The organism is Rhodococcus sp. 14C212 (assembly GCF_011058195.1).
In the GTDB taxonomy this organism is placed as follows: Bacteria; Actinomycetota; Actinomycetes; order Mycobacteriales; family Mycobacteriaceae; genus Rhodococcus; species Rhodococcus aetherivorans.
Window position 1 is genome coordinate 1 of sequence record NZ_JAALEH010000082.1, and the last position, 26,233, is coordinate 26,233.

21 protein-coding genes and 1 pseudogene are annotated in these 26,233 nt (G+C 71.8%); 13 read left to right on the plus strand and 9 right to left on the minus strand.

Annotated elements, in window-relative coordinates; genetic code table 11:
* The 4 genes and pseudogenes from G6038_RS24410 to G6038_RS24425 form a co-directional block, all read left to right on the plus strand.
* Positions 1 to 215: pseudogene (locus G6038_RS24410) on the plus strand (TenA family transcriptional regulator); the annotation flags it as partial.
* Positions 212 to 1,246, plus strand: coding sequence for an ABC transporter substrate-binding protein (locus G6038_RS24415; protein ID WP_165040582.1), 1,035 nt, complete (start codon positions 212 to 214; stop codon positions 1,244 to 1,246). The pseudogene G6038_RS24410 and the gene G6038_RS24415, both read left to right, overlap by 4 nt.
* Positions 1,227 to 2,021: an ABC transporter permease gene (locus G6038_RS24420; RefSeq protein WP_165040584.1), complete on the plus strand. Its 795-nt coding sequence runs from the start codon at positions 1,227 to 1,229 to the stop codon at positions 2,019 to 2,021. Before G6038_RS24415 ends, G6038_RS24420 begins: the two co-directional genes overlap by 20 nt.
* On the plus strand, positions 2,018 to 2,782 hold the full coding sequence (locus G6038_RS24425; protein ID WP_165040586.1) for an ABC transporter ATP-binding protein: 765 nt from the start codon (positions 2,018 to 2,020) through the stop codon (positions 2,780 to 2,782). The genes G6038_RS24420 and G6038_RS24425 overlap by 4 nt, the downstream gene beginning before the upstream one ends.
* A 6-nt stretch (positions 2,783 to 2,788) precedes the next feature.
* Here G6038_RS24425 and G6038_RS24430 read toward each other — a convergent pair whose 3' ends face one another.
* Positions 2,789 to 4,150, minus strand: a complete 1,362-nt coding sequence (locus tag G6038_RS24430; RefSeq protein ID WP_206025549.1) for a wax ester/triacylglycerol synthase family O-acyltransferase — start codon at positions 4,148 to 4,150, stop codon at positions 2,789 to 2,791.
* 291 nt (positions 4,151 to 4,441) lie between these two features.
* On the opposite strand from G6038_RS24430, the gene G6038_RS24435 reads away from it, so the two are divergent.
* Together G6038_RS24435 and G6038_RS24440 are read left to right on the plus strand one after the other, a co-directional pair.
* The gene (locus G6038_RS24435; RefSeq protein WP_165040590.1) at positions 4,442 to 5,437 is read left to right on the plus strand and encodes an alpha/beta hydrolase; all 996 of its coding nucleotides are present in this window, start codon (positions 4,442 to 4,444) and stop codon (positions 5,435 to 5,437) included.
* A gap of 133 nt (positions 5,438 to 5,570) precedes the next feature.
* The gene (locus G6038_RS24440; RefSeq protein WP_165040592.1) at positions 5,571 to 6,956 is read left to right on the plus strand and encodes a YbjN domain-containing protein; all 1,386 of its coding nucleotides are present in this window, start codon (positions 5,571 to 5,573) and stop codon (positions 6,954 to 6,956) included.
* Positions 6,957 to 6,968: 12 nt separating this feature from the next.
* On the opposite strand, the gene G6038_RS24445 is transcribed toward G6038_RS24440, so the two are convergent.
* Complete coding sequence (locus G6038_RS24445) at positions 6,969 to 8,621, minus strand: protein kinase (RefSeq protein WP_165040594.1); 1,653 nt, start codon at positions 8,619 to 8,621, stop codon at positions 6,969 to 6,971.
* Positions 8,622 to 8,935: 314 nt separating this feature from the next.
* Here G6038_RS24445 and G6038_RS24450 point away from each other — a divergent pair, with 314 nt between their 5' ends.
* From G6038_RS24450 to malQ, 3 genes are read left to right on the plus strand one after another with little or no spacing between them, the layout of a single operon-like run.
* The gene (locus G6038_RS24450) at positions 8,936 to 10,702 is read left to right on the plus strand and encodes a histidine kinase (RefSeq protein WP_346772909.1); all 1,767 of its coding nucleotides are present in this window, start codon (positions 8,936 to 8,938) and stop codon (positions 10,700 to 10,702) included.
* The gene (locus G6038_RS24455) at positions 10,699 to 11,364 is read left to right on the plus strand and encodes a response regulator transcription factor (protein ID WP_165040596.1); all 666 of its coding nucleotides are present in this window, start codon (positions 10,699 to 10,701) and stop codon (positions 11,362 to 11,364) included. The genes G6038_RS24450 and G6038_RS24455 overlap by 4 nt, the downstream gene beginning before the upstream one ends.
* 48 nt (positions 11,365 to 11,412) lie before the next feature.
* Positions 11,413 to 13,542, plus strand: a complete 2,130-nt coding sequence (gene malQ, locus G6038_RS24460; protein WP_165040598.1) for a 4-alpha-glucanotransferase — start codon at positions 11,413 to 11,415, stop codon at positions 13,540 to 13,542.
* A 47-nt stretch (positions 13,543 to 13,589) separates the two neighbouring features.
* Here malQ and G6038_RS24465 read toward each other — a convergent pair whose 3' ends face one another.
* Positions 13,590 to 15,380: a long-chain fatty acid--CoA ligase gene (locus tag G6038_RS24465; protein WP_165040600.1), complete on the minus strand. Its 1,791-nt coding sequence runs from the start codon at positions 15,378 to 15,380 to the stop codon at positions 13,590 to 13,592.
* Positions 15,373 to 15,867, minus strand: coding sequence for a MarR family winged helix-turn-helix transcriptional regulator (locus tag G6038_RS24470; RefSeq protein WP_165040602.1), 495 nt, complete (start codon positions 15,865 to 15,867; stop codon positions 15,373 to 15,375). The genes G6038_RS24465 and G6038_RS24470 overlap by 8 nt, the downstream gene beginning before the upstream one ends.
* Before the next feature lie 254 nt (positions 15,868 to 16,121).
* Between G6038_RS24470 and G6038_RS24475 the strand changes: the two genes are divergently transcribed.
* Both G6038_RS24475 and G6038_RS24480 read left to right on the plus strand, forming a co-directional pair.
* Positions 16,122 to 17,411, plus strand: a complete 1,290-nt coding sequence (locus G6038_RS24475; RefSeq protein ID WP_165040604.1) for a hypothetical protein — start codon at positions 16,122 to 16,124, stop codon at positions 17,409 to 17,411.
* Between the two features lie 129 nt (positions 17,412 to 17,540).
* A complete protein-coding gene (locus G6038_RS24480) occupies positions 17,541 to 19,097 on the plus strand; it encodes a long-chain-fatty-acid--CoA ligase (RefSeq protein WP_165040606.1) in 1,557 nt (518 codons plus the stop codon).
* Between the two features lie 63 nt (positions 19,098 to 19,160).
* On the opposite strand, the gene G6038_RS24485 is transcribed toward G6038_RS24480, so the two are convergent.
* Together G6038_RS24485 and G6038_RS24490 are read right to left on the minus strand one after the other, a co-directional pair.
* Positions 19,161 to 20,345 (minus strand): thiolase family protein, encoded by a 1,185-nt coding sequence (locus G6038_RS24485; RefSeq protein ID WP_165040608.1) that lies wholly within the window; start codon positions 20,343 to 20,345, stop codon positions 19,161 to 19,163.
* Between the two features lie 115 nt (positions 20,346 to 20,460).
* Positions 20,461 to 21,312 (minus strand): hypothetical protein, encoded by an 852-nt coding sequence (locus tag G6038_RS24490; protein WP_346772910.1) that lies wholly within the window; start codon positions 21,310 to 21,312, stop codon positions 20,461 to 20,463.
* Between the two features lie 374 nt (positions 21,313 to 21,686).
* On the opposite strand from G6038_RS24490, the gene G6038_RS24495 reads away from it, so the two are divergent.
* A complete protein-coding gene (locus G6038_RS24495) occupies positions 21,687 to 21,986 on the plus strand; it encodes a chorismate mutase (protein ID WP_165040610.1) in 300 nt (99 codons plus the stop codon).
* 81 nt (positions 21,987 to 22,067) lie between these two features.
* Here the strand turns inward: G6038_RS24495 and G6038_RS24500 are convergent, their stop codons facing one another.
* From G6038_RS24500 to G6038_RS24510, 3 genes are all read right to left on the minus strand, one after another.
* Positions 22,068 to 22,541, minus strand: coding sequence for a hypothetical protein (locus G6038_RS24500; RefSeq protein WP_165040612.1), 474 nt, complete (start codon positions 22,539 to 22,541; stop codon positions 22,068 to 22,070).
* A gap of 94 nt (positions 22,542 to 22,635) precedes the next feature.
* Positions 22,636 to 24,060: an aldehyde dehydrogenase family protein gene (locus G6038_RS24505; RefSeq protein ID WP_165040614.1), complete on the minus strand. Its 1,425-nt coding sequence runs from the start codon at positions 24,058 to 24,060 to the stop codon at positions 22,636 to 22,638.
* 95 nt (positions 24,061 to 24,155) lie between these two features.
* On the minus strand, positions 24,156 to 25,229 hold the full coding sequence (locus tag G6038_RS24510; RefSeq protein ID WP_165040616.1) for an alpha/beta hydrolase family protein: 1,074 nt from the start codon (positions 25,227 to 25,229) through the stop codon (positions 24,156 to 24,158).
* 147 nt (positions 25,230 to 25,376) lie between these two features.
* Here G6038_RS24510 and G6038_RS24515 point away from each other — a divergent pair.
* The coding region (locus tag G6038_RS24515; protein ID WP_165040618.1) for a GTP-binding protein at positions 25,377 to 26,233 on the plus strand (857 nt) is incomplete at its 3' end.

A 26,233-nucleotide genomic window follows, 5' to 3' on the forward strand; every position in this document is an offset into this window, starting at 1 on the left:
TAAGAGACAGCCCCTACGCCCAGTGGGTCACCACCTACGACGCGCCCGAGTTCCATGCCGCGGTCGCCACCGCCCGCGAGCTCGTCGACGTCGCGGCGGCGGCCGCCACCGACACCGAGCGCGACGCCATGGCCGGGGCGTTCACGATCGCCACCCGCTACGAGCTGCTGTTCTGGGACACCGCGCTGAACACTCAGGACTGGCCGGCCTCATGACGACCATCTCCCGGCCGCGTCGCCGGCTCACCGTCCTGGCCGCCCTCACCGCGGCGCTGCTGCTCACCGCGTCCTGCGCCGGCGGTACCGGCGACGACGACTCCGGCGACACGATCCGGTTCGCCCTGGACTGGACGCCGAACACCAACCACACCGGCCTGTACGTGGCCCAGCAGGAGGGCCTGTTCGCCGACGCCGGTCTCGACGTCGAGTTCCTGCCCTACAACAACACCACCCCGGACACCCTCGTCGATGCCGGCAACGCCGAGTTCGGCATCTCCACGCAGGCGCAGGCGACGTTCTCCCGGGCGGCCGGCTCGCGCACCGTCTCGGTGCTCGCGCCGCTGCAGCACTGGGCGACCGGCATCGCCGTCAAGGCCGACCGCGCCGACCTCACCCGGCCCCGGGACCTCGACGGCCGCACCTACGCGGGCTTCGGCGACCCGGGCGACGAGGAGACGCTCGCGCAGGTGATCCGGAACGACGGCGGGCGGGGCGACTTCACCTCCGTCACCCTGGGCACCTCCGCCTACGAGGCCGTGTACTCCGGCACCGCCGACTTCACCGTCTCGTACCTGGCGTGGGAAGGCATCGAGGCCGAGCACCGCGGGCTGCCGATGCGCTACTTCCGCTACACCGACTACGGGTTCCCCGACGCCTACGCGATCGTGATCGACGGCAACGAGGACTGGCTGGCCGAGCATCCGGACCAGGCCCGGGCGTTCGTGCAGGCCGTGCAGCGCGGTTACGAGATCGCCGCGCAGGACCCCGACCGCGGAGCCCGCGCGCTGATCGAGGCCGAGCCCGGCGCCTTCCCCGACGAGGATCTCGTCTACGAGAGCCAGCGGATGCTGTCGGCCGGCTACCTGCGCGACGAGAACGGCCGCGTCGGCACCCTCACCCTCGAACGGTGGACCGGGTACTCCCGGTTCCTGTTCGAGAAGGGGCTGCTCTCCGGCCCCGACGGCAAGCCGTTGACCACCGAGCCGGACTGGTCGACGTACTTCACCGATGACTACCTCACGCCCTGACCCGAGCCGGAATCCCTGGGCGCGGCGCGCCGCCCCGGCGGTGCTGGTCGTCGCCGCGCTGACCGTCGGCTGGCAGCTGTACGTGACGCTCAGCGGCATCCGCCCGCAGGTGCTGCCCTCCCCCGCCCGGGTCCTCGGGCAGGGCTGGGCGCACCGCGACGACATCGCGGGCCACGCCTGGTCGACGCTGCAGGTCACCCTCGTCGGCTTCGCGGTGTCCCTCGTCGTGGCGTGGTTCCTCGCGATCGTCGTGGACTTCTCGCCGTGGCTGCGGCGCGCCCTGGTGCCGCTGTTCGTGGTGTCGCAGACCCTGCCGATCATCGCGATCGCGCCGCTGATGATCATCTGGTTCGGATTCGGGCTGCTGCCGAAGATCCTGGTGATCGCGCTCGCCACGTTCTTCCCCATGGCGATCGGCCTGATCGAGGGCTTCGCGGCCGCGGACCGGGAGGCGGGAGCGCTGCTGCGCAGCATGGGTGCCTCCCGGTGGCAGGAGTTCCTGTACGTGCGGCTGCCGTCGGCGCTGCCCCGGTTCTTCACGGCGCTGCGCATCGGGGTCACCTACGCCGTCGTCGGTGCGGTCTTCGCCGAATACGTCGGTGCCACCTCGGGACTCGGGATCTACATGAGCACCCAGAAGAACTCGTTCCGGACCGATCTGGTGCTCGCGGCGGTGCTCGTCACCGCGGTGGTCTCGCTGGCGCTGTACCTGCTCACCTACGCCGTGGAGCGGGTGGTGGCGCCGTGGGCGCAGACGACGAGGAGCCCGCGATGAACGCCGTCACCGTCACCGGCGTGCACAAGGCGTTCGGTGCGCGCACCGTCCTCGACGGCGCCGAGTTCGCGGTGGCCGAGGGCGAGTTCGTCTCGCTCATCGGCCCGAGCGGGTGCGGCAAGTCCACCCTGTTCGGGCTGATCGCCGGTCTCGACTCTCCCGACACCGGCGCCGTCACGGTGGGTGACCGGCCGGCCGCGCCGGGACGGGCCGCCCTGATGCCGCAGAAGGATCTGCTGTTCCCGTGGCGCAGCGTGCTCGACAACTGCGCACTCGGCCTCGAGGTGCAGGGTGTGCCGCGCCGCGAGGCGCGGGCCCGGGCCCGGGAGCTGTTCCCCGCCTTCGGCCTCGCCGGGTTCGAGGATGCCGCCCCCCGGCAGCTCTCGGGCGGGATGCGCCAGCGTGCGGCCCTGGCGCGGACGGTGCTGCAGGGCCGCAACGTGCTGCTGCTGGACGAACCGTTCGGTGCCCTGGATTCGCTGACGCGCACCGAGATGCAGCTGTGGCTGCAGCAGGTGTGGCAGCGGGACCGGTGGACGGTGCTGATGATCACCCACGACGTGCGCGAGGCGCTGCTGCTGTCGGATCGGGTGCTGGTGCTCACGCGGCGCCCGGCCCGGATCTGCCACGAGGTGGCGGTACCGCTGCCCCGCCCCCGAGGTCTGGACACGTTGACGTCGCCGGAGTTCGTGGCCCTCGAGAAGGAACTCGTCGACGTCCTGCACGCCACCGGACCACGCAGTTCCGCACTGCCGGACTGACGCCGATCACGAAATATCAAGTGCTACCTCGAGTTCCGCAAGGGCGTCCTCGAGGTGGCCGAGCAGCCGCTGCAGGCCGGGGACGGTGCGGCGGCATCCGACGACACCGAAGTCGACGGTGTCGGCGGTAGTGGTCAGCGTGATGTTGAGTGCCTGGCCGTTGAGCACCACCGACACCGGGTAGATCCCGTCGAGCCGGGACCCGCCGCGGTACACCCGCTCCCGCGGTCCCGGCACGTTGGAGATGATGAGGTTGAACGGCGGCGGGGCCAGGGAGACGGCGCCCGAGATCGGTGCCAGCGCGAGCCCGGCGACGTTCAGCGCCGACCACACCGTCGCCTGCAGCGGCGTCATCCCGGCGAACAGGGTCTTGCCCTCCGCCATCGAATCGCCGACCGTCGAGAGCCGGGTGAGCGGATCCCCGAGATGGGTGCCGAGGTTGCACAGCGTGACCCCTACGCTGTTGCCGCCCGAGGCCGAATCGGGAGCGTCCTTGGCTCGCAGCGACACCGGGACCATCGCGATCAGCGGCAGGTCGGGCAGGTCCTGCTGTTCGAGCAGGTATGCGCGGAGGGCACCTGCGCACATGGCGACGACGACGTCGTTGCTCGACACCCCGGCCGCCTGCCGCACCCGCGTGATGCGTTCGCGGCTCCAGGACTGCGCCGCGAAGCGCCGCGTCCCGTCGATCGGAACGTTGAACATCGACCGCGGTGCCTCGTACGGCAACGCGACGCGGCGCCCGCCGAGGACGGTCCGGGCGATCCGCAGCGCGACGGGCACCGCGCCGATCACGTCGCCGGCCAGTGAGCGCGCCGCACCGAACAGCGAGTCCTGTTCCCGGGTGCCGGAGCCGGGGCGGGCCGGCAGGTGCCAGGGCGCCGGGAATTCGCGCACGTTCGGATCGGGGGTGTAGGTCCGCTGCAGCAGCCGCAGCCCGGAGACCCCGTCGAGCAGCGCGTGATGCATCTTCGTGTAGACGGCGAACCGGCCGTCGGCGAGCCCTTCGATCAGATAGGCCTCCCACAGCGGTCGGTGCCGGTCGAGCAGGCCGCTGTGCAGGCGCGAGACGAGGGTGAACAACTCACGGATCCGGCCCGGTGCCGGCAGGGCCGAGTGCCGGACGTGGTACTCGAGGTCGATCTCGTCGTCCACGGCCCACCAGGTGTAGCCGAGGCTCGACACCGGGTCGGCCGGGCGCTTGCGGAACAGCTCGTCGACCTGCGCGTCGGCGACCAGCCGGTGGTAGAGGTCGGTGACGTATCCCGGACCGGCGTCGGGCGGTGGCGTGAACAGCTCGAGCGAGCCGAAGTGCATCGGGCGCTCCCGCGACTCGGCGATCAGGAACATCGAGTCGGTCACAGGCATGTATCCCACCGGGACAGCCCCCTTTCGTCCGCCGTCGCACGCTGGGATGGATGGTACGTCCGACGGCCGGACGGCCGTACCGGATCGATAACGGGCACGCCGACGACCTGCGAAGTTCCCTTTGTCCGGTCTCCATCGAGTCACGACGCTTCGCCACGGCGATTCCCCGTCGTACTGTCGGGCAACCGACCCGGACGAACGTCGCGTACGCCTCGGAGAAGGGCCGAGCGAGAAGACGGGAGCCGTCGACGAGACGGCTCCGTCCGAACAGGTGAGGACGAGGAGGTCCCCGTGACGAGTACCGCGTCGAACCATCCGTCGTTGTCGTATCCGCCCGCGCCGCGGCCGGTGCTGCGCCGCGAGATCGCCGGTGTGAGCCTTCCCTCGCAGGCGCTGACCCTCTCGGTGCGCAGCACCGTCAAGCCGGTCATCGAGGCGTGGGCGCGGGCCCCGCATCTGCCCTGGCCGACGGGCGTGGTGGACCGGCTGGCGTTCCCCCTCAAGGCGGTCCCCGGCACGCACCGGCATCCGGTCCGGCTGCCGTCCTGTCACGCCGAGTTCCTCGCCGCCCGCGGAGCCGACGGCTCCACGGCGATCCTCTACCTGCACGGCGGCGCGTTCCTGGTGTGCGGCCTGACCACCCACCGGCAGATGGTCTCCCGCATCTCGTCGGCGGCCGGGGCACCCGTGCTCAGCGTCGCCTACCGCATGCTGCCCGGCCACCCGATCGAGAGCGCGGTCGAGGACGGCATCGAGGGGCTGCGGTGGCTGATCGCGCACGGCTACCCGACGGAACGGATCGTGGTGGCCGGCGACTCCGCCGGCGGATTCCTCACCTTCCAGGTGACGCTCGAGGCGCTGCGGCTCGGTCTCGGCCGGCCGGCCGGCAACGTGGCGCTGTCGCCCCTGACCGACCTCGACACCCGCGGCAAGCTCGCGCATCCCAATTCGTACCGGTGCGCACTGTTCCCGCGCCGCGCCGTTCCGGCCCTGGCCGCGGTGATCGCCCGCATCGACGCCGCCGCCGGCCGGCCGGGCCCGCGCGCGGTGTCACCGGTCGACGCCGACCTGACCGCCATGCCGCCCACCCTCATCCAGACCGGCTCGGAGGAGATGACGTACGTGGACGCCGAGCTGATGGCCCAGCGCCTCGCCGGCGCGGGCGTGCCCTGCGAGCTGCAGGTGTGGGAACGGCAGGTGCACGTCTTCCAGGCCGCGGCGGGCCTCGTGCCCGAGGCGGGGCGGGCCGTCGATTCGATCGGGGCGTTCGTCCGCAGCGTCGGCTGAGATTCCCCCACCGGACCACCCGCCGGTGCCGCGTGGCGACCACCACCCGCGCCGAGCCGGGCACCTGTCGGACGGCGCGACTAGTGTCTCCGACACAGATTGGTCCGGCAGCAGTGGGAAAGGGGGGCGGATCGTGACCGACACCGAGAGCCGATTCGACCGCGACGTCGACCGGTCCTGGAGCCAGTTCCGGGCCCGGCTCGCCGATCACGTGGCGTCGATGCGCGACGGCGACGGGCTGGTCCTCGAGCCGCTCGTCGAGGAGGAGACCGGACCCGCCGGACCGTGCGTGCAGTTCTACGCGTGGGGTGCGGGCCAGGTGCGGTGCGAGGTGCCGTCCAACGCCCACCTCGGCGGCGACCGTCGCCTCCGCCCGGCCGACGAGGCGCTGCTCGCCGAGCTCGGCTGGCGCGAACCGTCCCGGGGCCCGGAGGACCCGGAGGACGGCGGGTCCCCCGCCTACTGGATGGACCGGCCCGCGGCGTGGGCGGACCAGCTCGCCGCCGTCGCGGTGGCGGCGCTGCGCCGGGTGTGGGGGGTGCCGCATCCGCTGTTCCTGCGCACCGAGACCTTCGGCGCCGGCCGGGCGGCGGCCTTCGACCTGCCCGCGCCCGCCGAGGAGACGCCGCCGCAGGCCGCGCTTCCGCTCGCCGTCGAGACCGCGGACGAGGAGCACATGCGCGAGCTGATCGAGTCGACGCTGCGCGAGCGGATCGGCGACGTCCCGCTGTGGGACGAGGACGGCGACCTGGCGCTGCGCGTCGCGGGGTTGCTCGTGTTCGTCGGCGTCGGACAGCACGAGCGCACCGTCGACGTGTTCGCCCCGATCGTTCACAACATCACCGGCCGCACCCGCGCCGCCGAGGTCGTCGCCGACCTCAACCGCCGGTGGCCGCACCTGAAATTCGTGCTGGTCGAGGACCGGGTCGCGGTGGCGGCGCACCTGCCCGCGTCACCGTTCGTCCCGGCCCACCTGCTGACCACGCTCGACCACGTCGCGCAGTTCCTCGAGGGGCTGGACGAGGCGTTCGGCACCCGCCTCGGCGGCGAGCTGTTGCACGAGACCGACCACGACTGTGTGCCGCCGCTCCCGGACGAGCTGCCGCCGTGGACGACGGACTCCGAGGAGGATCTGCCGCCGACGCTGCTGGCGCTGCGCGATTTCCATCTCGACGGCCGGGCGGAGGTCGAGACCCGGACGGTGGCCCGCATGGCCGGCGACGAACCGGACCAGCTGCTGCGTTTCCTGCGGATGAGCGTGGACGCGCAGGTGTGCTGGCAGGCCGAGGCGATGGGGCGCGCCGCGGCCGGGGACGGCTCCGGCACCGCCCACGCCGAGGCGAAGGCGCAGGAGTGGGAGCTGACCTGCCGCTCGCTCACCGCGGCGATGCGGCTGCTCGTGCCCCCGGCCGGTCCCACCGGGAAACGCGTGCGGCGGCCGCGGCCGTCTCCACCCGAGCAGATCGAGCTGTTCGAGAACCCGGACGAGCCGACGTTGTTCGACGAACTCTCCGACTGAGCACCGCCTGGTTCACGGGGTGGTCGCCTCGAGGTGCTTCAGCACGGCCAGGACGCGCCGGTGGTCCTCGGGTTCGGGGTGCAGACCCAGCTTGAGGAAGATCGCCCTGACGTGCGCCTCGACGGTGCGTTCCCCGAGGAACAGGGCCGCCCCGATCGCCCGGTTCGAGCGGCCTTCTGCCATGAGGCTGAGGACCTCGCGTTCGCGGGTGGACAGGGTGTCGATGGGCCGGCTGTCGCGGTGGGGCCGGGCCACCATCCGGCTCACCACGCTGGGGTCGATGGCCGACCCGCCGTCGGCGACGCGGTGCAGGGTATCGACGAACTCGTCGATGTCGGCGACCCGATCCTTGAGCAGGTAGCCCAGACCGGCGGCTCCCTCGGCGAGCAGATTCATGACGTGGTCGGTTTCCACGTACTGCGACAGCAGCACCACCGCGGTGTCCGGGTGGTCGGCGCGGATGGCCGCCGCGGCGACGATTCCCTCGGTGGTGTGGGTCGGCGGCATCCGGATGTCGACGACAGCGACGTCGGGCCGCTCGTCGGCGACGAGACCGAGCAGGGTGGCGGCGTCGCCGGCCTCGCCGACGACGGCGATCCCCTCGTCGCACAGCAGTCGGGAGATGCCCTCGCGCAGCAGCACGGAGTCGTCGGCGAGAACCACCCGCAGGGGCGCCGCGCTGTCGCCGCGCCGCGGTGCGCGCCGCGGTGCGCCGACTCTGGTCGGTGCCGCGGCGTCCACCGCCACCGTCCGGGACAGGGTGTCGTCGAGGGCCGGAGCGGAGACGGTGGTGGTGGTCTCGGAGGTGAGGGCATTCCGGGCGGCGGTGGTGAGTTCCCTGCACGTGCGGTAGCGGTCGTTGCGGTCCTTCGCGAGGGCGCGCGCGACGACGGCGTCGAACGCCTTCGGCAGGTCGGGTCGGACGTCGCTCGGCCGGGGTATCGGGCTGCGGACGTGTCCGTGCCACAGCTTCGGCAGGGTGTCGCCGGAATACGGGGGCCGGCCGGTGAGCAGGTGGTAGAGGGTGCACCCGAGCGAGTAGATGTCGGTGCGGTGATCGAGCGCGACGGTGGTGTCGAACTGCTCGGGTGCGGCATTCTGCAGACTGCCGACGAACGTCCCCGTGCGGGTGAGCCCGCCCGCCTCGTCCAGGGCCTTGGCGATGCCGAAATCGGTGAGCAGGACCCGTTCGGGTTCGTCCGGAGCGGCGGGCTCGGCGAGCAGGATGTTCGTCGGCTTCACATCCCGGTGCAGCACCCCGGCCTGGTGGGCGTAGTCGAGTGCCTTGCCGATCTCGGAGACGATGTGGACTGCCCGCTCGGGCGGGACGGGGCCGTGGCCGAGCAGCGCGGCGGCGTTGGTGCCGGGGACGTACTGCATGGCGATCCAGAGCCGGCCGTCCTCGCAGCCGCGGTCGTAGACCTGGACGATGTTGGCGTGCTCGAGACGAGCGGCATGGTCGGCCTCGAGTTCGAAGCGGGCCTTGACACTGTCGTCGGCTGTCAAGGCGGGGTGGAGGAGTTTGAGGGCCACCTTGCGCGGCAGGTGCGGGTGCTGCGCCAGGTAGATCGCGCCCATGCCGCCTGCGCCGAGCAGCCGCTCGATGGTGTACCCGGCAAACACCGAACCCGGGCCGGGAGCCCCGTTCCCCTTCACCGCCACCACCTCCCGAAGCGGCCCACCGCCTCTATTCAACCCCTCGGGGATCGTCGGCGGAACCGCTACGGCACGGTTGTCCGCCGACCTGGAGCCGGTTCGGCGCGGAGCGGACCGTGCAGACCCGGGCCGCGCCCTCCGTGCAGATTCGGGCCGAGCCCTCCGTGCAGATTCGGGCCGCGCCCTCCGTGCAGGCACGGGACGGCCCTCCGTGCAGGCCCAGCCGCCGGATCCCGTGGGGCCGACAGGTTCGAACAGTGCCAGCACGGTGGTCCACCGGGGCCGGGAGCGGGATCCTGAGAGCGAGGATCGGAGGCCTCGTCGTGAATCGTCGAACAGTGCCGGCGGTCGTCGCCGTGACCACCCTGCTGGTGGTCGGGGTGGTGGTCGTGTCGCTCGATTGGCCGGGCGGTCCGCCGGCCGGTTCGGCGGAGCTGATCGCATTCGTCGCCGTCGGCGTCGCGTTCGTCGCGGCGGGCATCGTCGCGTGGGGGAGCCGCCCGGACGACAACACGGGACGGCTGATGGTGCTGGCCGGGCTGTTGTGGCTGGTGAAGGGGGGCGGTGCGGCCCGCAATCCGGTCGTCTTCACCGTGGGAGCGGCGCTGACGGTGATGTATCTCCCGGTGTTGATCCATATCCTGCTCGGTTTTCCGACGGGACGACTGACCCGGCGGTGGGAACGGTGGTTCGTCGGGGGCTGCTATGTGTACTTCCTGGTCTCGGTCCTGCTCGATCTGATGTTCTACAACCCCTCCGTGGTGATCGGCACCGAGCGGTTCACCGCGCCCAACCTGCTGCTGGTCCGGGACGACCCGACGATATTCAGGGGGCTGCAGCTCGTCTTCGGGGCAGTTGCCACCGGCATCAGTGTGGTCGTGATCGGCGTGCTGCTGGCCCGCTGGCGGTCGGGATCCCCGGCCTACCGGGCCGCGTTCGCGCCCTTGTGGATCGCCGGCCTTCTCGGATTCGCCACGGTGATCGGAACAGGGCTGGTCACGGCGCGGTCTTCCGGCGTGGGGAACGTGTGGACGGCCTACCTGGGCTACCTGGCGACCGCGCTGTTTCCGTTGGCGGTGCTGGTCGGGTTGTGGCGCTACCGGGTCGCGCGCGGCGCAGTCAGCGACGTGATGATCGAGGTCGGTGCGGCCCCGCTCGGGGACGAGTTCGTCCACGCGCTGCGCAAGGCCCTGCGCGACCCCGGGTTGATCCTGTGGTCGTGGTCACCACGGTGGAACAGCTACCTCGACGCGCACGGGGAGCCGCAGAGCCTGCCGGACGACGACGACCCCCGCGCGGCGACCGTCCTGGAACGCGACGGTGTCCCCGTCGGGGCGCTGGTGTACGACCGGTCGCTGCGACATCAGCCGCAACTGCTCGCGGCGGTGCGCAGCGCCGCGACCCTCGCGCTGGACAACCAGCGGCTCCAGTCCGAGTTGCAGGCTCAACTCGCCGAGGTCCGCCGGTCCCGGGAGCGGATCGTCGCCGCCGGGGACGCCCAGCGACGCCGGCTCGAACGCAACCTGCACGACGGTGCGCAGCAACGCCTGGTTGCCGCGACGATCCTGTTGCGACGCGCCCAGCGGACATCCCAGCCGGAGCGCAAGCAGGAGTTGCTCGACGAGGGCACGGCCGAACTGGACTCGGCGCTGGCGGAGCTGCGGGAACTGGCCCGGGGTGTCTATCCCCCCGTGTTGCAGGAACACGGGCTCGCCGCCGCGCTGACCGCCCTGGCCGAGCGCGCTCCGCTGCCGGTGGAGATCGTCGACACCCTCACCGTGCGAGCTCCCGCCTCTGTCGAACTCGCCGCCTACTTCATCGCCGCCGAGGCGGTGGCCAACGCCACCAAGCACTCCGGCGCCACCCACATCGAGATCGACCTTCGCCGGGACGGCGGGATGCTGCGGATGGTCGTCACCGACGACGGGTGCGGCGGTGCGACGCTGACCGCCGGCGGCGGGTTGAGCGGACTGGCGGATCGGGCCACGGCCCTCGGTGGGGTGCTCACCGTGCACAGCCCCGTGGGGGCCGGAACGACCCTGACGCTGGCCCTTCCCCTCACCACCGGGACGTCCGGGGAACCGTCATGAACCTCCGGGTGGTGCTCGCCGACGACTCCGCGGTGCTCCGCGAGGGAATCGCCGGCCTGCTGCACGACGAGGGAATCGAGGTGGTCGGCCAGGCGGCGGACGCGCATGCCCTGCTGCGGCTGGTCGGCGAGCAGCACCCGGACCTCGCGGTCGTCGACATCCGGATGCCCCCCACCCACACCACCGAGGGGATCGAGGCCGCCCTCACCATTCGCCGGTGCTTCCCGGGCACCGCCGTGCTGCTGCTGTCCCAGTACGTGGAAACCGAGAACGTCATGAACGTCTTCGCCGGCGGGACCGCCGGTCTGGGATACCTGCTCAAGGACCGCCTCTCCGACATCGACGGGTTCCTCGGCTCGCTGCACCGCGTCGCGGCGGGTGGAACGGCGATCGATCCCGATGTGGTCGGCCGGTTGGTCTCGCGGCCGCACCGCGACCGGGTGGCCCTCGACGAACTGTCCCCCCGGGAACGGGAGGTCCTCACCCTCCTGGTCGAAGGCCGATCGAACCGGGCGATCGGAGCCGCCCTGTCCCTCGGGGAACGCACCGTCGGTGCGCTGGTGCACGCCGTCTTCGACAAGCTCGGCCTGCCCGCAGAACCCGAGGAGCACCACCGCGTCCTGGCCGTGCTCGCCTACCTCGGCCCCCCGGTCCGCAACTGACGTCGGCAGGTCTGCCGAGCCGCCCGCGACCTGGCATGATCGGGTGTCGTGACATCGACGGTGAAGCTGCGTGAACTGGCCGAGCGATTCGGGATCGCCACCTCGTATGTGGGGTGGGACAAGCAGGACCACTACGCGGGCGACGACACGTTGCGCCGCGTCCTGGCCTCGCTGGGCGTGTCCGCGGGCACCGAGGCGGAGATCGACGCCGTCCTCGCGGATCTGCCGAACGAGCCGTGGCGGCGCATGCTGCCCCCCGTCCTGGTGGTCGTGCAGGGCGAGGAGCGCACCTTCCCCGTGCACGTGCCCCACGGCACTCCGGTGCAGGTGCAGGTGCGCACCGAGGACGGCGACGTCGTGGACGTCGCGCAGCGCGACGTGTGGGTCGATCCGCGGGAGGTCGACGGCCGGCTCGTCGGCCGCGCGACGTTCGCCGTCCCGGATCTGCCGCTCGGGTGGCACACCCTGCACGCCCGTAGCGACGACACCGAGGCCGAGACCACCCTGGTGGTGACACCCGCGCGTCTCCGCACCGCCGACCGGCTCCTCGCGCGACGTCGCCGGGGCCTGGCCGCGCAGTTGTACTCGGTGCGGTCGAAGCGGTCGTGGGGCGTCGGCGACTTCGCCGACCTGGCGGACCTCGCCGCGATCACCGCCTCGTTGCACGGCGGTGACTTCGTGCTCGTCAACCCCGTCCACGCGGGCGAGCCGGAGCCGCCGCTCGAGCCGTCGCCGTACCTGCCGAGCTCGCGCCGGTTCGTCCACCCGATCTATCTGCGGGTGGAGAACATCCGGGAGGCGGCGTTCCTGCCGCGCAAGCACCGCAAGACGCTCGAGGCGTACGCCGGGAAGTTCGCCAAGTCGAACCGCAAGGACAAGCGCATCGACCGCGACGCCGCGTTCCGGGCCAAGCTGGACGTGCTCGGGCACGTGTTCCGGGTGCCGCGCAGCCCGGCGCGGCAGGCGGAGTTCGACGCGTTCCGCGCCGCGGGCGGCGACGCGCTGACCGACTTCGCGTTGTGGTGCGCGCTCACCGAGAAGTTCGGCGACCGCAGCGCCCGCTGGGAGACCCTGGCGGCGACCCCCGACGCGCCGTACGTCGCGCGGCAGCGCACCAAGCTGGCCGAGCGCATCGAGTTCCACTGCTGGTTGCAGTGGCTGTGCGACGAGCAGCTCGCCGAGGCGCAGTCCGCGGCGCGCGCCGCCGGCATGGACGTCGGCATCGTGCACGACCTCGCGGTGGGTGTCCGCCCCGACGGCGCCGACGCCTGGACGCTCGGCGACGCCCTGATCCGCGACATGACGGTCGGGGCGCCGCCGGACGACTTCAACCGGCAGGGTCAGGACTGGACCCAGCCGCCCTGGCATCCGGTCCGGCTCGCGGAGCTCGGCTACCGGCCCTACCGCGACGTGGTGCGCACCGCGCTACGTCACGCCGGCGGCCTGCGGGTGGACCACATCCTGGGCCTGTTCCGCACCTGGTGGATCCCCGGGGGTTGCACGCCCGATCAGGGCACGTACGTCAAGTACGACCACGAGGCCCTCATCGGGATCCTGGCGCTCGAGGCGCACCGGGCCGACGCCGTGCTGATCGGCGAGGACCTCGGCGTGTTCGAGAGCTGGGTGCAGGAGTACCTGTCCCGCCGCGGCATCGCCGGGACGTCGATCCTGTGGTTCGAGCGGGACGGCGACGACCCCCGGCCCCCGGAGAGCTACCGGGAGCTGTGCCTGACGTCGGTCACCACGCACGACCTGCCACCGACGGCGGGTTTCCTTGCCGGAGAACACATCATGCTGCGATCCGAGCTGGGTCTGCTCGAACGGGACCTGGAGACCGAGGCCACCGACGCGGCCGCCGAACGCGACGCCGTGCTGGCGGTGCTGCGCGAGCGCGAACTGCTCGACGAGGATGCCGACGAGCAGCGGACCGTCGAGGCGCTGCACCGATTCGTCGCGGCGAGCCCGTCGGCACTGATCGGGGTGTCGCTGGCCGACGCGGTCGGTGAGCGGCGCAGCCAGAATCAGCCGGGCACCACCGACGAGTACCCCAACTGGCGGATCCCGCTGGCCGACGAGAAGGGCAGGACCGTGCTGCTCGACGATCTGCCCGGCAACGAGCGGTTCGCGGCCCTGCTGGCCGCTGTGACCCCGGCGCCCCCCGCAGCCGACGAGGCCTGAGCGTCCCGGCCGGCCGCCGGGTTCCGAACCCGGCGGCCGGCCGCGCGTCACTTCGCGTACATGCTCTCGATGTCGGCGGCGAAGCGCTCGGTCACGACGTTGCGCTTGATCTTCAGCGTCGGCGTCAGCTCGCCGGTCTCCTCGGTGAGGTCCCGGTCGAGGATGACGAACTTCTTGATGGCCTCGGCGTGGGAGACCATCGAGTTGGCGTCGTCCACGATGGACTGCAGCGCGTCGTGCAGCGCCGGGTCGTGCCGCAGGTCGGCGATGCCGGCCGTCGGCGCCTTCCCGTTCTCGGCCTTCCAGTTGTCGAGCACCTCGGGGTCGACGGTGAGCAGCGCGGTGATGTAGCTGCGCCCGTCGCCGACGACGACGGCCTGCGAGACGAGCGTGTGTGAGCGCATCCGGTCCTCGAGCGGCCCGGGCGAGACGTTCTTGCCGCCGGCGGTGATGATGAGGTCCTTCTTGCGGCCGGTGATGCTCACGTAGCCGTCCGCGTCGATCTCGCCGAGATCGCCGGTGCGGAACCAGCCGTCGTGGAAGGCCTCGGCGGTGGCCTTCTCGTTGCGCCAGTAGCCCTGGAACACGACCCCGCCGCGCAGCTCGATCTCGCCGTCCTCGGCGATGCGGGTGCTGTTGCCGCCCATGGGCTGGCCGACGGTGCCGATCTTCTGGGCGCCGGGCACGTTCACGCTGTGCGCGGCGGTGCTCTCGGTCAGGCCGTAGCCCTCGTAGATCGGGACGCCGACGCCGCGGAAGAAGTGGCCGAGACGGGGACTCAGGGCGCCGCCCCCGGAGATCGCGAACCAGCACTCGCCGCCCATCGCCTGCCGCAGCTTGGCGTAGACGAGCTTGTCGGCCATGTTGCGCTTGGCCTTGAGCGCGAACGACGGACCGCCGTGGTCGAGCGACTCGCTGTAGGCGATGGCGGTCTCCTCGGCGAACGCGAAGATCGCCGCGTTGAACCTGCCGCCGGCCGCGGCCTTGCGCGCGGCGGCGTCGCGCACCTTCTCGAAGACGCGCGGCACGCCGAGGATGGTGTTCGGGGCGTAGCGCTCGAACTGGGCGGAGATGGTGCCGAAGTCCGACCAGTGTGCTTGCGCCGCACCGCCTTCGAAGACGGCCAGCGAGACGGCACGGGCCAGCACGTGCGCGAGCGGCAGGAAGGTCAGCACCCGGCTGCCCGGCTTGGCCACCTCACCGATCGACGCGGTCAGGATGCCGCGGACCTCGCAGTAGAAGTTGCGGTGGGTCAGCATGCAGCCCTTGGGCCGGCCGGTGGTGCCCGAGGTGTACACCAGCGAGGCGAGATCGTCGGCGCGGATGCCGTCGAGGCGGGCCTGCAGCTGGGCGTCGTCGACGCCGGCGCCCTCGGCGATCAGCGTCGCCACGGCCCCGCCCTCGATCCGCAACGTGCGGCGCAGGGTGTCCGGCATGTCGACGAACAGCGCTTCGTGGCGCGCGGTCTCGACCACGGCGAGGACCGCCTGGGAGTCCTGCAGGATCCAGCGGATCTGCTCGGCGGACGAGGAGTCGTAGATCGGCACCGTGGCGGCGCCGGCGGCCCAGATGGCGTAGTCGAACAGCGCCCACTCGTAGCGGGTGGCCGAGAGCAGGGCCACCCGGTCGCCGGGCTGCACTCCCGCCGCGACGAGGCCCTTGGCGACCCCCGAGACCTGCTCGGCGAATTGCCGTGCGGTGACGGCGACCCAGTCCTCTCCCTCCGGGCGGGAGTACATCACGCGGTGCGGCGTCTTCTCCGCGTGCGTGAAGACCGTTCGGACGACCGATTCGTCGTCGCCGACGGTGAACTGGGCGGGGGTGGTGTACTCACGCACGAGCGTCTCCCTCGTTGTGGTCGGGGCGGGCAGTGGACCGGTGTTCCACTCCCTGGCGGAAGCGGCGCAGCATGTCGACGAACCGATCGATGTCGTCCTGGCCCCAGCCGGTCAGCGCCGCGCGGATCTCGTCGTGACGTCCGGCGACGGTGCGGGCGAGGGTCTCGCGGCCCCGGTCGGTGAGCCGGAGCGGGTGGCCGAGCCGGGTGGGTCCGGCCTGCGCCTGGACCAGCCCGGCGTCGATGCAGCTGCGCAGCTGACGGGAGACGGTCGACCGATTCACGCTGAACGCATCCGAGATGTCGGTGGCTCGGCAGCCCGGGTTGCGGTCGATGAAGCCGAGCATCGAATGCTGCGCCAGCGAGAGCACGTCGTCGTGGGCGCGCTCCCCCGCTGTGAGATGGCGAACCAGGTACACGAACTCGTCGTATACCTCGGATACACCGGCCGTCGCGGACTGCGCCGCAACCTCCCGCTTGTGTTGCACGACGCAACTGTAAGCCCTGTGCCGCTCGACACCCCAATCGCCTCTCCCCGCGGCACCGCACAGACGCGTCGACGGCCGGGTCCGGCACCTCGCTGCCGCCCCGTCGACGAGGGCCACCGTCGCCGGCACCGGGCCCCGCCGCGGTCGCCGAGACGCACCTCGTCGATCGCGAATTTCCCCGAACCACCGGCCCGGCCTGCCCGTTTCCGGTACAGATGATGCGACAGGACCAGGCCCCCGGCGAAGGAGTTCCCGTGGCCGCACCCGTTCGTTCGACGGCCGAGGCCGATCCTCCGACGGCCGTGCGCGGCCGGCGACGGACCGCCGTGCTCGTCGGCCTGCTCGCGGCGGCACACGCACTGCTGACGCCCGCGAGCTCCGCGGCCCAGGAACCCGTCGGGTCGTGCGCGTGGCAGTTCCGGTCCGACTCGACCGTGCTGGACATCGCGTTCCCCGACGTCGCCGCCACCTACTGGGTGCTGCCGTACGCGCTGGCCCCGGGCGACAGCATCGAACTGCGCGGCACCTATCCGGCGGCCCGCTACTTCTCGCTCAACACCTACGGAACGAACTTCGACACGGTCGACACCCTGCGCGACGCGCAGATCGTGCCCGACCCGGGCAGCGGGAACCCGTTCGCGGACGCGGCCGCCGAGGGGCTGCCCGCGTCGGCCCGGCGCTGGAGCGCCACCGTCGTCACCGGTCCGGCCGACCACGCGCGCAACGAGATCGGCGCGCTGCCCACCGGATCGCCCAGCGCACCGGCCGGCTTCCTCATCGTCCGGGTCTACGTGCCCGACGACCCGTCCTCCCCGACCGGCGGGGTCCCGCTACCGGACGTGACGCTGCACCAGGGTGGGCGCGCCGTCCCGGTGCCCACGTGCGGCTCCGACTTCGACCCCGCCGACTACGGCAGCGGACCGGTCGAGCGCGCCGCCGAGGCGGCCGTCGACCGCATCGTCGAGGGCGCGGCGTCCGGCGCCTTCCCCGGCGACAACCCCGAGGCGACGTTCGTCAGCCCGGCCACCACGTCCGGGCTGTTCCCGAACGGCGACAACAAGTACATCGGCTCCGTGCTGACCTACCAGCCGGGCCGGATCCTCGTCGTGCGCGGCAAGGCCCCCACGTTCCCCGACACCCGCGCCGGCGAACCCGTCACCACGCCCGGCCGCCAGGTGCGGTACTGGTCGATGTGCCAGAACGACCAGGTCACCCCGTACCCGGTCGTCGCGTGCGCGGCCGACTTCGAAACGGCGACCGATGCGGAGGGCTGGTTCACCTACGTCGTCGCGGCACCCCAGGACGTTCCCGCCCGCGCCACGGCCGATCCGACGGTGACGGTGCTGCCGTGGGGCTCGACCGAGGTCCCCAAGAAGACGCTGCTCTACCGGAACATGCTGCCGTCCGACGCGTTCTCCCCGCAGTCGGTGCAGGCCGCCCAGGGCGGCGATCCGGCCGCCACGATGGGTCCTTACTACCCGCGGGCCGCGTACTGCGACACCGCCGCCTTCGAGGCCGGCGGCTACGCGGCCTGCCTGCCCTGACCTCGCGGAGCCGGACCACGGGACCCGCCCGGCGGCGATACGTCCGATTCCGAGACGCCACGTCCCGCCGGCAATAACCTGTGTGACACCCGCCACACGGCGGCACCTGTTCCCCCAGGAGGCTCACGCATGTCCGTCCCCGCCCCGTCCGTCATCCTCGACCGCGTCGCGCACTGGGCGCAGACCAAGCCGGACGAGGTCGCGGTGCAGTACCTCGACCGCACCCACACCTGGGCGCAGTGGCACGAGCGACTGCTCCGCCTCGCCGGCGCCCTCGCCGCCGACGGCGTCGGACCCGGCGACACCGTCGCATTCGTCGACAAGAACAACCTCGCGTGCCTCGAGGTCACCTTCGCCGCCTCCGCGCTCGGCGCGGCGAACGCGATCCCGAACTTCCGGCTCGCCGGCGACGAACTCGACTACGTGATCAACGACTCGCGCGCCCGGATCCTGTTCGTGGGAGCGGAATTCGCGCAGGAGATCGAGTCGCTGCGCCCCCGGCTCGCCACGGTGCAGAAGATCGTCGTCGTCGGCGGGGGGAACGACGAGTTCGAGCCGTGGCTCGCGGCGGCCGCGCCGGCGACCCTGCCCGACGTCGCGCCCGGGACCACCGCGCTGCTGCTCTACAGTTCCGGCACCACCGGCCGGCCCAAGGGTGTGCAGCTGACGCACCGCAACCTGTTCGCGCACTCCGAGGACGTGCTCGCCGTGCTTCCGTTCACGGAGGGCGACTGCCTGCTCGTGGCGATGCCGCTGTTCCATGTGGGCGGCACCTGCTACGCGATCATGGGTATCCACGACGGCCGCCGGTGCGTGCTCACCCGGGAGGCCGACGCGGCGTCGCTGTTCACGGGTCTCGCGGCCGGCGCGAACATCGCCTTCCTGGTGCCTCCGGTGATCGCGGCCGTCCTCGGCGCGGGAGCGCACGCGATCGGAGCGTTCTCCCGGCTCAAGCGCATCACCTACGGCGCCGCGCCGATGCCGCTGCCGCTGCTGCGCGGCGCGCTCGCCGCGTGGCCGGACACCGAATTCGTCCAGGTGTACGGCATGACCGAGCTCGCCGGGGTGATCACGGCGCTGCTGCCGGAGGTGCACCGCGATCCGGCGCAGGAGGCGCGGATGGCGTCGGCCGGTACACCCATTCCCGGCGTGGAGATGCGCGTCGTCGATCCGGCCACGCTCGAGGACGCGGCCCCGGGCGCGATCGGCGAACTGTGGTGGCGCTCGGCGCAGACCACCCCCGGCTACTGGAACCGGCCGGACGCGACGGCCGAGACCATCACGGCCGACGGGTGGCTGCGCAGCGGCGACATGGGCCGGGTCGACGACGGCGGCTTCGTGTTCATCGAGGACCGGCTCAAGGACATGATCATCACCGGCGGCGAGAACGTGTACTGCCCGGAGGTCGAGCGGGTCCTCGTCGAGCATCCGGCCGTCGCCGAGGTCGCGGTCATCGGCGTCCCGGACGAGAGGTGGGGCGAGACGGTCAAGGCGGTGGTGGTGCTCGCCCCGGACCAGAAGGCCGACGAGCAGGAACTCATCGAGTACACGCGCCGGCACCTGGCGAAGTTCAAGTGCCCCGCGACCATCGACATCGTCGACCTGCTGCCGCGCAACCCCACCGGCAAGATCCTCAAGCGCTCCCTGCGGGCCCCCTACTGGGCCGGACACGAACGCACCATCTGAGCGGTGCGTCCTTTGGGCGGCTGCAGCAGCCCAAAGGACGCACCGGCCGCGGAGCGGCCCGGCTCAGCGCACGCGGCGCAGCAGGGCGGCCAGGGCCTGGCCGCCGCCGATGCACATGGTGACGATGCCGAGTTCGAGGTCGCGGCGCACCAGGTCCTTGGCCACCCGCAGGGTCAGGATGCCGCCGGTCGCGCCGACCGCGTGGCCGAGGGCGATCGCCCCGCCGTACGGGTTGGTGCGGGCCGGGTCGAGCTTGGCGTCCCGGATCACCGCGACGGCCTGCGAGGCGAACGCCTCGTTCAGCTCGATCGTGTCGATGTCGGCCGGGGTGGTGCCGGTCTGCTCGAACAGCTTCTGCAGGGCCAGGACCGGCGCGTAACCCATCAATTCGGGTTCGAGGGCGGCGGTGGCGACGGACTCGATCACCGCGAGCCCACCCAGGCCCCGTTCCTGCGCGACGGACTCGCGGGCGAGGACGACGACGCCGGCGCCGTCGTTGATGCCCGAGGCGTTGCCGGCGGTGACGGTGCCGTCCTTCTGAAATGCCGGGCGCAGCTTCGCGAGGGTCTCGACGGTGGTGTCGGGCTTGGGGTGCTCGTCGGAGGTGACGACGGCGGGCTTGCGGCCGCCGATCTCGACGGGGGTGATCTCCTCGGCGAACGCGGCGCGGGCGGCGTCGGTGGCGGCGCGGCGCTGCGATTCGACGGCGAACTCGTCCTGCGCCTCGCGGCTGATGCCGTACTCGCGGGCGACGTTCTCGGCGGTGACGCCCATGTGGATGCCGTGGAACGGGTCGGTGAGCATGCCGACGGTGCCGTCGACGAGGGTGCGGTCGCCCAGCTTGTAGCCGGAGCGGGCGCCGAAGTCGTAGAACGGCATGCGGGACATGTTCTCGTCGCCGCCGGCCAGGGCCAGATCGACCCCGCCCCAGCGCATCTGCATCGCCGCCGACCAGATCGCCTGCAGGCCCGAGCCGCACAGCCGGTTGACGGTGTACGCCGGCACCGAGACCGGCAGCCCGGCCGCCAGCGCGACGCGACGCGCGTTGTAGGCATCCGGGCCGACCTGCCCGATGCAGCCCATGACGACCTCGTCGATGTCCTCGGCCGCCACGCCGGCGCGCTGCAGGGCCGCCTTCGCGGCGGTCGCGCCGAGTTCGTGGGCCGGCACGCCGGCGAACGCGCCGCCGAAGCTGCCGACCGGGGTACGCGCGCCGTCGACGACGACGATCCGTTCCGGAGTGCTCATCTCACGTCCCATCTCTCGCAGGAACGGCACCGAGTGCCATTTGTTGCTCCCGACGATACCGGAGCAGTGAGCCGCAACACAGTCGGGTGGCACTGCGACGCAAGACGGGCAGCCGTCAGGCCGGGTCGCTCAGGTCGCGCCGGTGCACGCGCTCGGTCGCCGCGGCCGACCCGAGCTCCGCCCGGGCCTGCGGATTTCTCGCGTAGAAGTCGAGCATCCGATAGAGCAGCACCGGATCGCAGTCGAACTTGCGGGAGTCGACCTCGATCACCGGCTCGCGGGGCAGCCGGTCCAGGCGGAACAGCCGGCTGGTCCGTCGTCGCGCCCAGGCGGCGGCCGGCGTGCCCAGCACCCAGATCTCGGGGAATCCGTGATGGACGGCGTGCACCCCGGCCACCGACACCCACGGCAGATACGACTCGATGGTCCAGCCGCGTTGCCGGATCCCGTCCGGGGTCAGCAGCAGCGCCCCCCGCCGGATCCCCCCGCGCAGCACCTCCGCGACGAACGCCGCGCAGGGCAGCCCGAAGGCGGCGAGCAGCACACTCACCCACGGAACGCCGTCGTCGAACAGGACTATCTCGACGGCCGCGCCGAGCGAGAGCAACGCCGCGCTCGTCGTCATCGCCCCCATGAGGTGGAAGACGGCGCCGGAAGCGCGTATCTCGGTGGCCCCGCGGCCCCGCGACTCCACGAACCGGATCTCGGCGTCGCCGTGGCGCGGACGCCAGTACACGTATCCGAAGAGCGCCGTGAGGGCCATCAGGCCGGACAGGATGAGGAAGAACCGGGTCACCGCCCAGGCTCCCGCCTGCCCGGCATCCCAGGCCCGCCAGAGCGAGAGGAGGATCACGACGCCGGCGAGGGCGATCGCGGCGGCGACCCGGGCGCTGAACTTCGGGGGTGGCCATTCCTCCGGGCGGGTCAGCGGCACGGCGTCGGACTCGTCTTCATCGGTGCCGTGCACAAAACACCCGTCCCACTGAGTTCCCCTTCCGGAAGCGCCGGGGATCCCACCGCCCCGACCGGTTGCCGGTAGGTGGGGAACGCTACCGCAGGGCCTGCGGCTTGTGGTTCACGACACGCGCCGAGGCGGCGCCCACGGCGGAGAAGGGACCTTCGACCCTACGTCCGAGGGGCGGGACGAGGCGGATACTCGACGGTGTGACCATTGCCACAAAAGCCACGGGACGGACATAAAGCCCAGTTCAAAAGGTATTCAACTGGTGTTGTCCGGCCGCCGGACGCGGGACACGAAAATCTTGTCTACGGATGAGTAACACTGGCGCCGACGGGAACGACACAATCATCGACGATCCAGACGAGACCGGAGGAATCTGCATGACTGTCCAGCTTGATTCGCCTGGCTTCGAGTCCGCCCGCGAGGTGGTTTCGGCCCAGGAAGACCTCGGTCGACTGTTCGACGAGATCGGGAAGCTCGATGCGCAGATCCTCGAGGCGATCGAGCTCCGCAGCGAGCTGTCGCGCCGGGCGGGCATCGCTGCGAAGGAGTCCGGGACCGCTCGGCAGGCCCAGAACCACGAGATGCGGGTCCTCGACCGTTTCGCCGAGCTCGGCGCCGACGGCAAGACCCTGGCGATGACGCTGCTCCGCCTCGGACGCACCCGCCTGTCCTCGTAGACCCGACGACTTCGCGCGGCCCCCGCACCGGATCGGTGCGGGGGCCGCGTCGTCGTAGCCACCCGAATGCGGGTACGGCGGTCAGCGCCTCGCGTGCAGGAGGCCCTCCCGCACCGAGGCCGGCTGCGGCGTCTCCAGCTCGAACTCGGCGAACGCGCGGCCGGCGACGGCGGCGATGCCCGCCGGCGGCAGCTCCTCGAACTCACCGAGCACGAGGGCGATCTGCTCGACCGGCGGCAACGTCGAGAACAGGACGGCGTCGTCGCCGCAGCCTTCCGCCCGCCGCTGCGCGGGCGCCTCGGCGTGCAACAGGTACACGAACCACGACACGGCGTACGCGCACAGTTCGGGACCGATCGGGCCCCGCCACGTCGCGACCGCACGCGCCAGCGCCCGGTCGAAGACCGGGGCCGCGCGCTCGGAACCGACGGACAGCAGCCGCGCACAGGCCGCGAGGTCCGGGAGCTGGCCTTCCATGACCTCACGCAGGCCACGCGGGGGAACGTCCAGGTCGCCCGCGGACCCGCCATTCGAGTCCGGCGGCATGATGTACATCGCCCGCTCCCTCCGCGCTTTCCCTGTCGGGGAAACCGATGCCGTTTTCCCGTCTATCGTTCTGCGGTACCCGAACGTGACGTCCCCTATGCGTTCACCGCAGGAGTGCCTTGACCTCCAGGAACTCTTCGAGACCGAAGACGCCGGCTTCGCGCCCGACGCCGGAGTGCTTGTAGCCGCCGAACGGTGCGTCGGTGTTGAAGGCGCCCCCGTTGAGGTAGACCTGCCCGGTGCGCAGCTGCCGTGCGACCCGCTCGGCCCGGGCGCGGTCGGCAGACCAGACCCCGCCGGAGAGCCCGTAGTCGCTGTCGTTGGCGATGCGCACGGCGTCGTCCTCGTCGCGGTATCCGATGATCGACAGCACCGGCCCGAAGATCTCCTCGCGCGCGATCGTCATGTCCTCGGTCACGTTCGCGAACACGGTCGGTCCGACGAAGTACCCGGTGCCGAGCCCGGTTTCGCGGCCGTCGAGCACCAGTTCGGCGCCCTCCTCGATGCCCTTGTCGATGTAGGACCGCACCCGCTTGAACTGGTTGGCGTTGACCAGCGGGCCGAGCCGGGTGGTGGCCGCGGCGGGATCGCCGACGGTGTAGACCCGCGCGACCTGCTCGGCGAGGGCGGCCACCTCGTTCATGCGCTCGGCCGGGACGAGCATGCGGGTCAGCGCCGAACAGGTCTGCCCGGAGTTCAGGAAGCACTGGGCCACACCGTCGGTGACGGCCCGGGTCAGGTCGGCGTCGTCGAGGATGACGTTGGCGGACTTGCCGCCGAGTTCGAGGGCCACCTTCTTCACCGTCTCGGCGGCGACGACGGCGACGCGCTTGCCGGCGCGGGTGGAGCCGGTGAACGAGACCATGTCCACGCCGGGGTGCGCGGCGATGGCCTCCCCCACGACCGGCCCGTATCCGCTGACGAGGTTGAACACGCCGAGCGGCAGGCCCGCCTCGTCGCAGATGTCGACGAGCGCGTAGGTGATCAGGGGCGCCACCTCGGTCGGCTTGAGCACCACGGTGCAGCCGCCCGCGAGGGCGGCGAACACCTTCAGGACCACCTGGTGCAGCGGGTAGTTCCACGGCGTGATGGCGCCGACGACGCCGATCGGTTCGCGGACGATCAGGGCGTTGCCGACCTCGCCGGCGTCGAAGTCGTAGGTCGCGGCGAGTTCGGCGTAGCGGGTGATGTTCTTCAGCGGCATGCCGATCTGGACCGGCTTGGCCAGCGCCACCGGCATGCCCATGTCGCGGGAGACCAGCGCGGCGAGATCGTCGATGCGCTCGGCCATGAGGGCCGCGACCTTGCCGAGGTGGGCGCCTCGTTCGGCGCCGCTGAGCGCCGACCATGCCGGGAACGCAGCCCGCGCGGCGCGGACGGCCCGGTCCACGTCCTGCGCGGTGCCTTCGGCGACGACGGCGATGACGTCCTCGGTGGCCGGGGCGATCACGTCGATCCGGCCGGTGCCGTCGGAGTCCACCCATTCGCCGCCGATGTAGATCTTCGTGCGGTCGAGCACGTTGTTCATGTGTCGGTCCTTCTCCCCTGAGTGATGTGCTTCACAGGCAGCGTACGACGCGCGCCCGACGCGCAGCGGGAAGCCGGCCCGCCCGCCGCGGCGCGTCAGGGCTGGCTCTCGAGGGCCCGCTGGAGCGTCGGCCACGCCTTGGGCAGCTGGTCGCGCCAGTAGCCCCAGGCGTGCACGCCGACGGGTTCGTAGGTGACGGTGACGGGGATCTTCAGGGCACCGAGGCGTTCCTCGAGCCGCTGGGTGCACATCCGGGAGCCGGCCTCGAGGATGCCGCCGGCGACGAGGGTGCGCGCCAGGTCCGGGGTCTCGGGCGTCTCGTGGGGGCCGGGCACGCCCGTCGCGGCGGACAGGTAGAGCTCCTTGCCGGCGAGGTTCTCGGCGTGCGCGACGGTGTCGTGTTCGGCCCATTCCCGGCTGCCGGGCGGGCCCCACATGTTCACGACGTCGCCGCCCTGCGACGAGGTGCTGGTCTGCACGACGGCGCTGCCGAGCAGGTCGCCCGTCGAGTAGCAGCCGCTGAACGCGGCGACGCCCTGGTACAGCTCGGGGTGCCGGTGGGCGAGCATCATGGCCGCCTGCCCACCCATCGAGTTCCCGGCGATCGCGTTGACCCCGTTGCTGTTCAGCCGCGCGGCGAGCAGCGGCGGAAGCTCCTCGGCGAGGAAGGTCTCCCACTTGTTCAGGCCGAGCTTGGGGTCGGACTGCTGCCAGTCGCTGTAGAGACTGCCGCGGCCGCCGTTGGGCATGACGACGTTGACGTTCTTGTCGGCGAAGAAGGCGGGCGCGCCGCCGATGTTCATCCAGCCGCTGGTGTGGTTGCGGGCGCTGACCCCGTCGAGCAGGTACAGGGTGGGGCGCGGGGCCGAGTTGTCGGCGGGCAGCAGGACCTCGACGCCCACGTCGCGCCGCAGGGCGGGGCTCGCAACGGTCAGCCGCACGGCGCGTTCGGAGATCGGGGTCTCCCCCACGATGGCCGGTGTCGCGATGTCCCGCAGCTCCGGCAGGGGGCCCGGGTCCTCCTGGAAGGCGGACGGCACCGACGAGCCGGAATTCGACCCGGTGCCGGGTGCCGCGACCGCGACCCCCGCCCCCAGCACGGAGACGGCGGCGAGTGCCGTCCCGGCCGTGAGCAGGCGGACGAGTGCCGGGCGCTGAACATCAACCACGAGGGCCTCCCTAAACCTCAAGTTCAGGTTGAGAGTAGCTCGAGCATCGCCCCCGTGGCGCCTTTTCGGACCGCCGCCGATCCCGAAAGACGCCACGGCGGCGGAACCGCCTCCTACACTTGGCACAGGCCACGGGAGGAGTCGCCGATGCCCGACCGCTCTGCCGCACGCACCGAACGGGCGCCCGCCGTCGAGCGCCCCGCACAGCTCCGCAACGTCGTCCTCGTCGGCTGCAGCGGGGTCGGCAAGACCACCCTCGCCGAATCCCTGGCCCTGGCCGCCGGTGCCGTGGGCCGCGCCGGACGCACCGCCGAGGGCACCACCGTCTCCGACTACGAGGCGATCGAGCAGCAGCACCGCCGCTCGGTGCAACTGGCCGTGCTGCCGCTCGAATGGAACGGCGTGAAGATCAACATCATCGACACGCCCGGGCATCCGGACTTCGACGCCGAGGTCCGCGCGGGACTGCACGCCGCCGACGCGGCCGTATTCGTCGTCTCCGCAACGGATCCCATCTCTGCCGCCACGCGCACCCTGTGGCGCGAATGTGCCGAGACCGCGATCCCCCGCGCCATCGTCGTCTCCAAGCTCGACGTCGCCCGCTCGGACTTCGACGACATGCTCACCGCCTGTCACGACGCGTTCGGCCTCGGTCCGGACACCCTGCGCCCCGTGTACGTGCCGGTCTTCGACGGCGGCCGCCCGTGCGGCTCGATCGATCTGCTCACCGGCCGCGGCTACGGCAATCCCGCCGCCGTGCCGGACACCGGTGCCGCGCGCGAGAGCCTCGTCGAGGCGATCTCCGGGCAGGACGACACGCTCATGGAGCGCTACCTCGCGGGCGAGGCCCTCGACACCGAATCCCTCGACGAGGGGCTGCGGCACGAGATCGTCGACTGTGCACTGCATCCCGCGCTCGCCACCACCGACTACGGGGTCGGCGCCGCCGAACTGCTCGACCTCGTCGCGATGGCCTTCCCCGACCCCACCCACCGTCGTCCGTC

Excerpts from the sequence above, each read along its gene's own strand:
- G6038_RS24415 (WP_165040582.1), top strand. The coding sequence starts at position 212 with ATGACGACCATCTCCCGGCCGCGTCGCCGGCTCACCGTCCTGGCCGCC.
- G6038_RS24420 (WP_165040584.1), top strand. The coding sequence starts at position 1,227 with ATGACTACCTCACGCCCTGACCCGAGCCGGAATCCCTGGGCGCGGCGC.
- G6038_RS24425 (WP_165040586.1), top strand. The coding sequence starts at position 2,018 with ATGAACGCCGTCACCGTCACCGGCGTGCACAAGGCGTTCGGTGCGCGC.
- G6038_RS24430 (WP_206025549.1), bottom strand. The coding sequence starts at position 4,150 with ATGCCTGTGACCGACTCGATGTTCCTGATCGCCGAGTCGCGGGAGCGC.
- G6038_RS24455 (WP_165040596.1), top strand. The coding sequence starts at position 10,699 with ATGAACCTCCGGGTGGTGCTCGCCGACGACTCCGCGGTGCTCCGCGAG.
- G6038_RS24480 (WP_165040606.1), top strand. The coding sequence starts at position 17,541 with ATGTCCGTCCCCGCCCCGTCCGTCATCCTCGACCGCGTCGCGCACTGG.
- G6038_RS24485 (WP_165040608.1), bottom strand. The coding sequence starts at position 20,345 with ATGAGCACTCCGGAACGGATCGTCGTCGTCGACGGCGCGCGTACCCCG.
- G6038_RS24495 (WP_165040610.1), top strand. The coding sequence starts at position 21,687 with ATGACTGTCCAGCTTGATTCGCCTGGCTTCGAGTCCGCCCGCGAGGTG.
- G6038_RS24500 (WP_165040612.1), bottom strand. The coding sequence starts at position 22,541 with ATGTACATCATGCCGCCGGACTCGAATGGCGGGTCCGCGGGCGACCTG.
- G6038_RS24505 (WP_165040614.1), bottom strand. The coding sequence starts at position 24,060 with ATGAACAACGTGCTCGACCGCACGAAGATCTACATCGGCGGCGAATGG.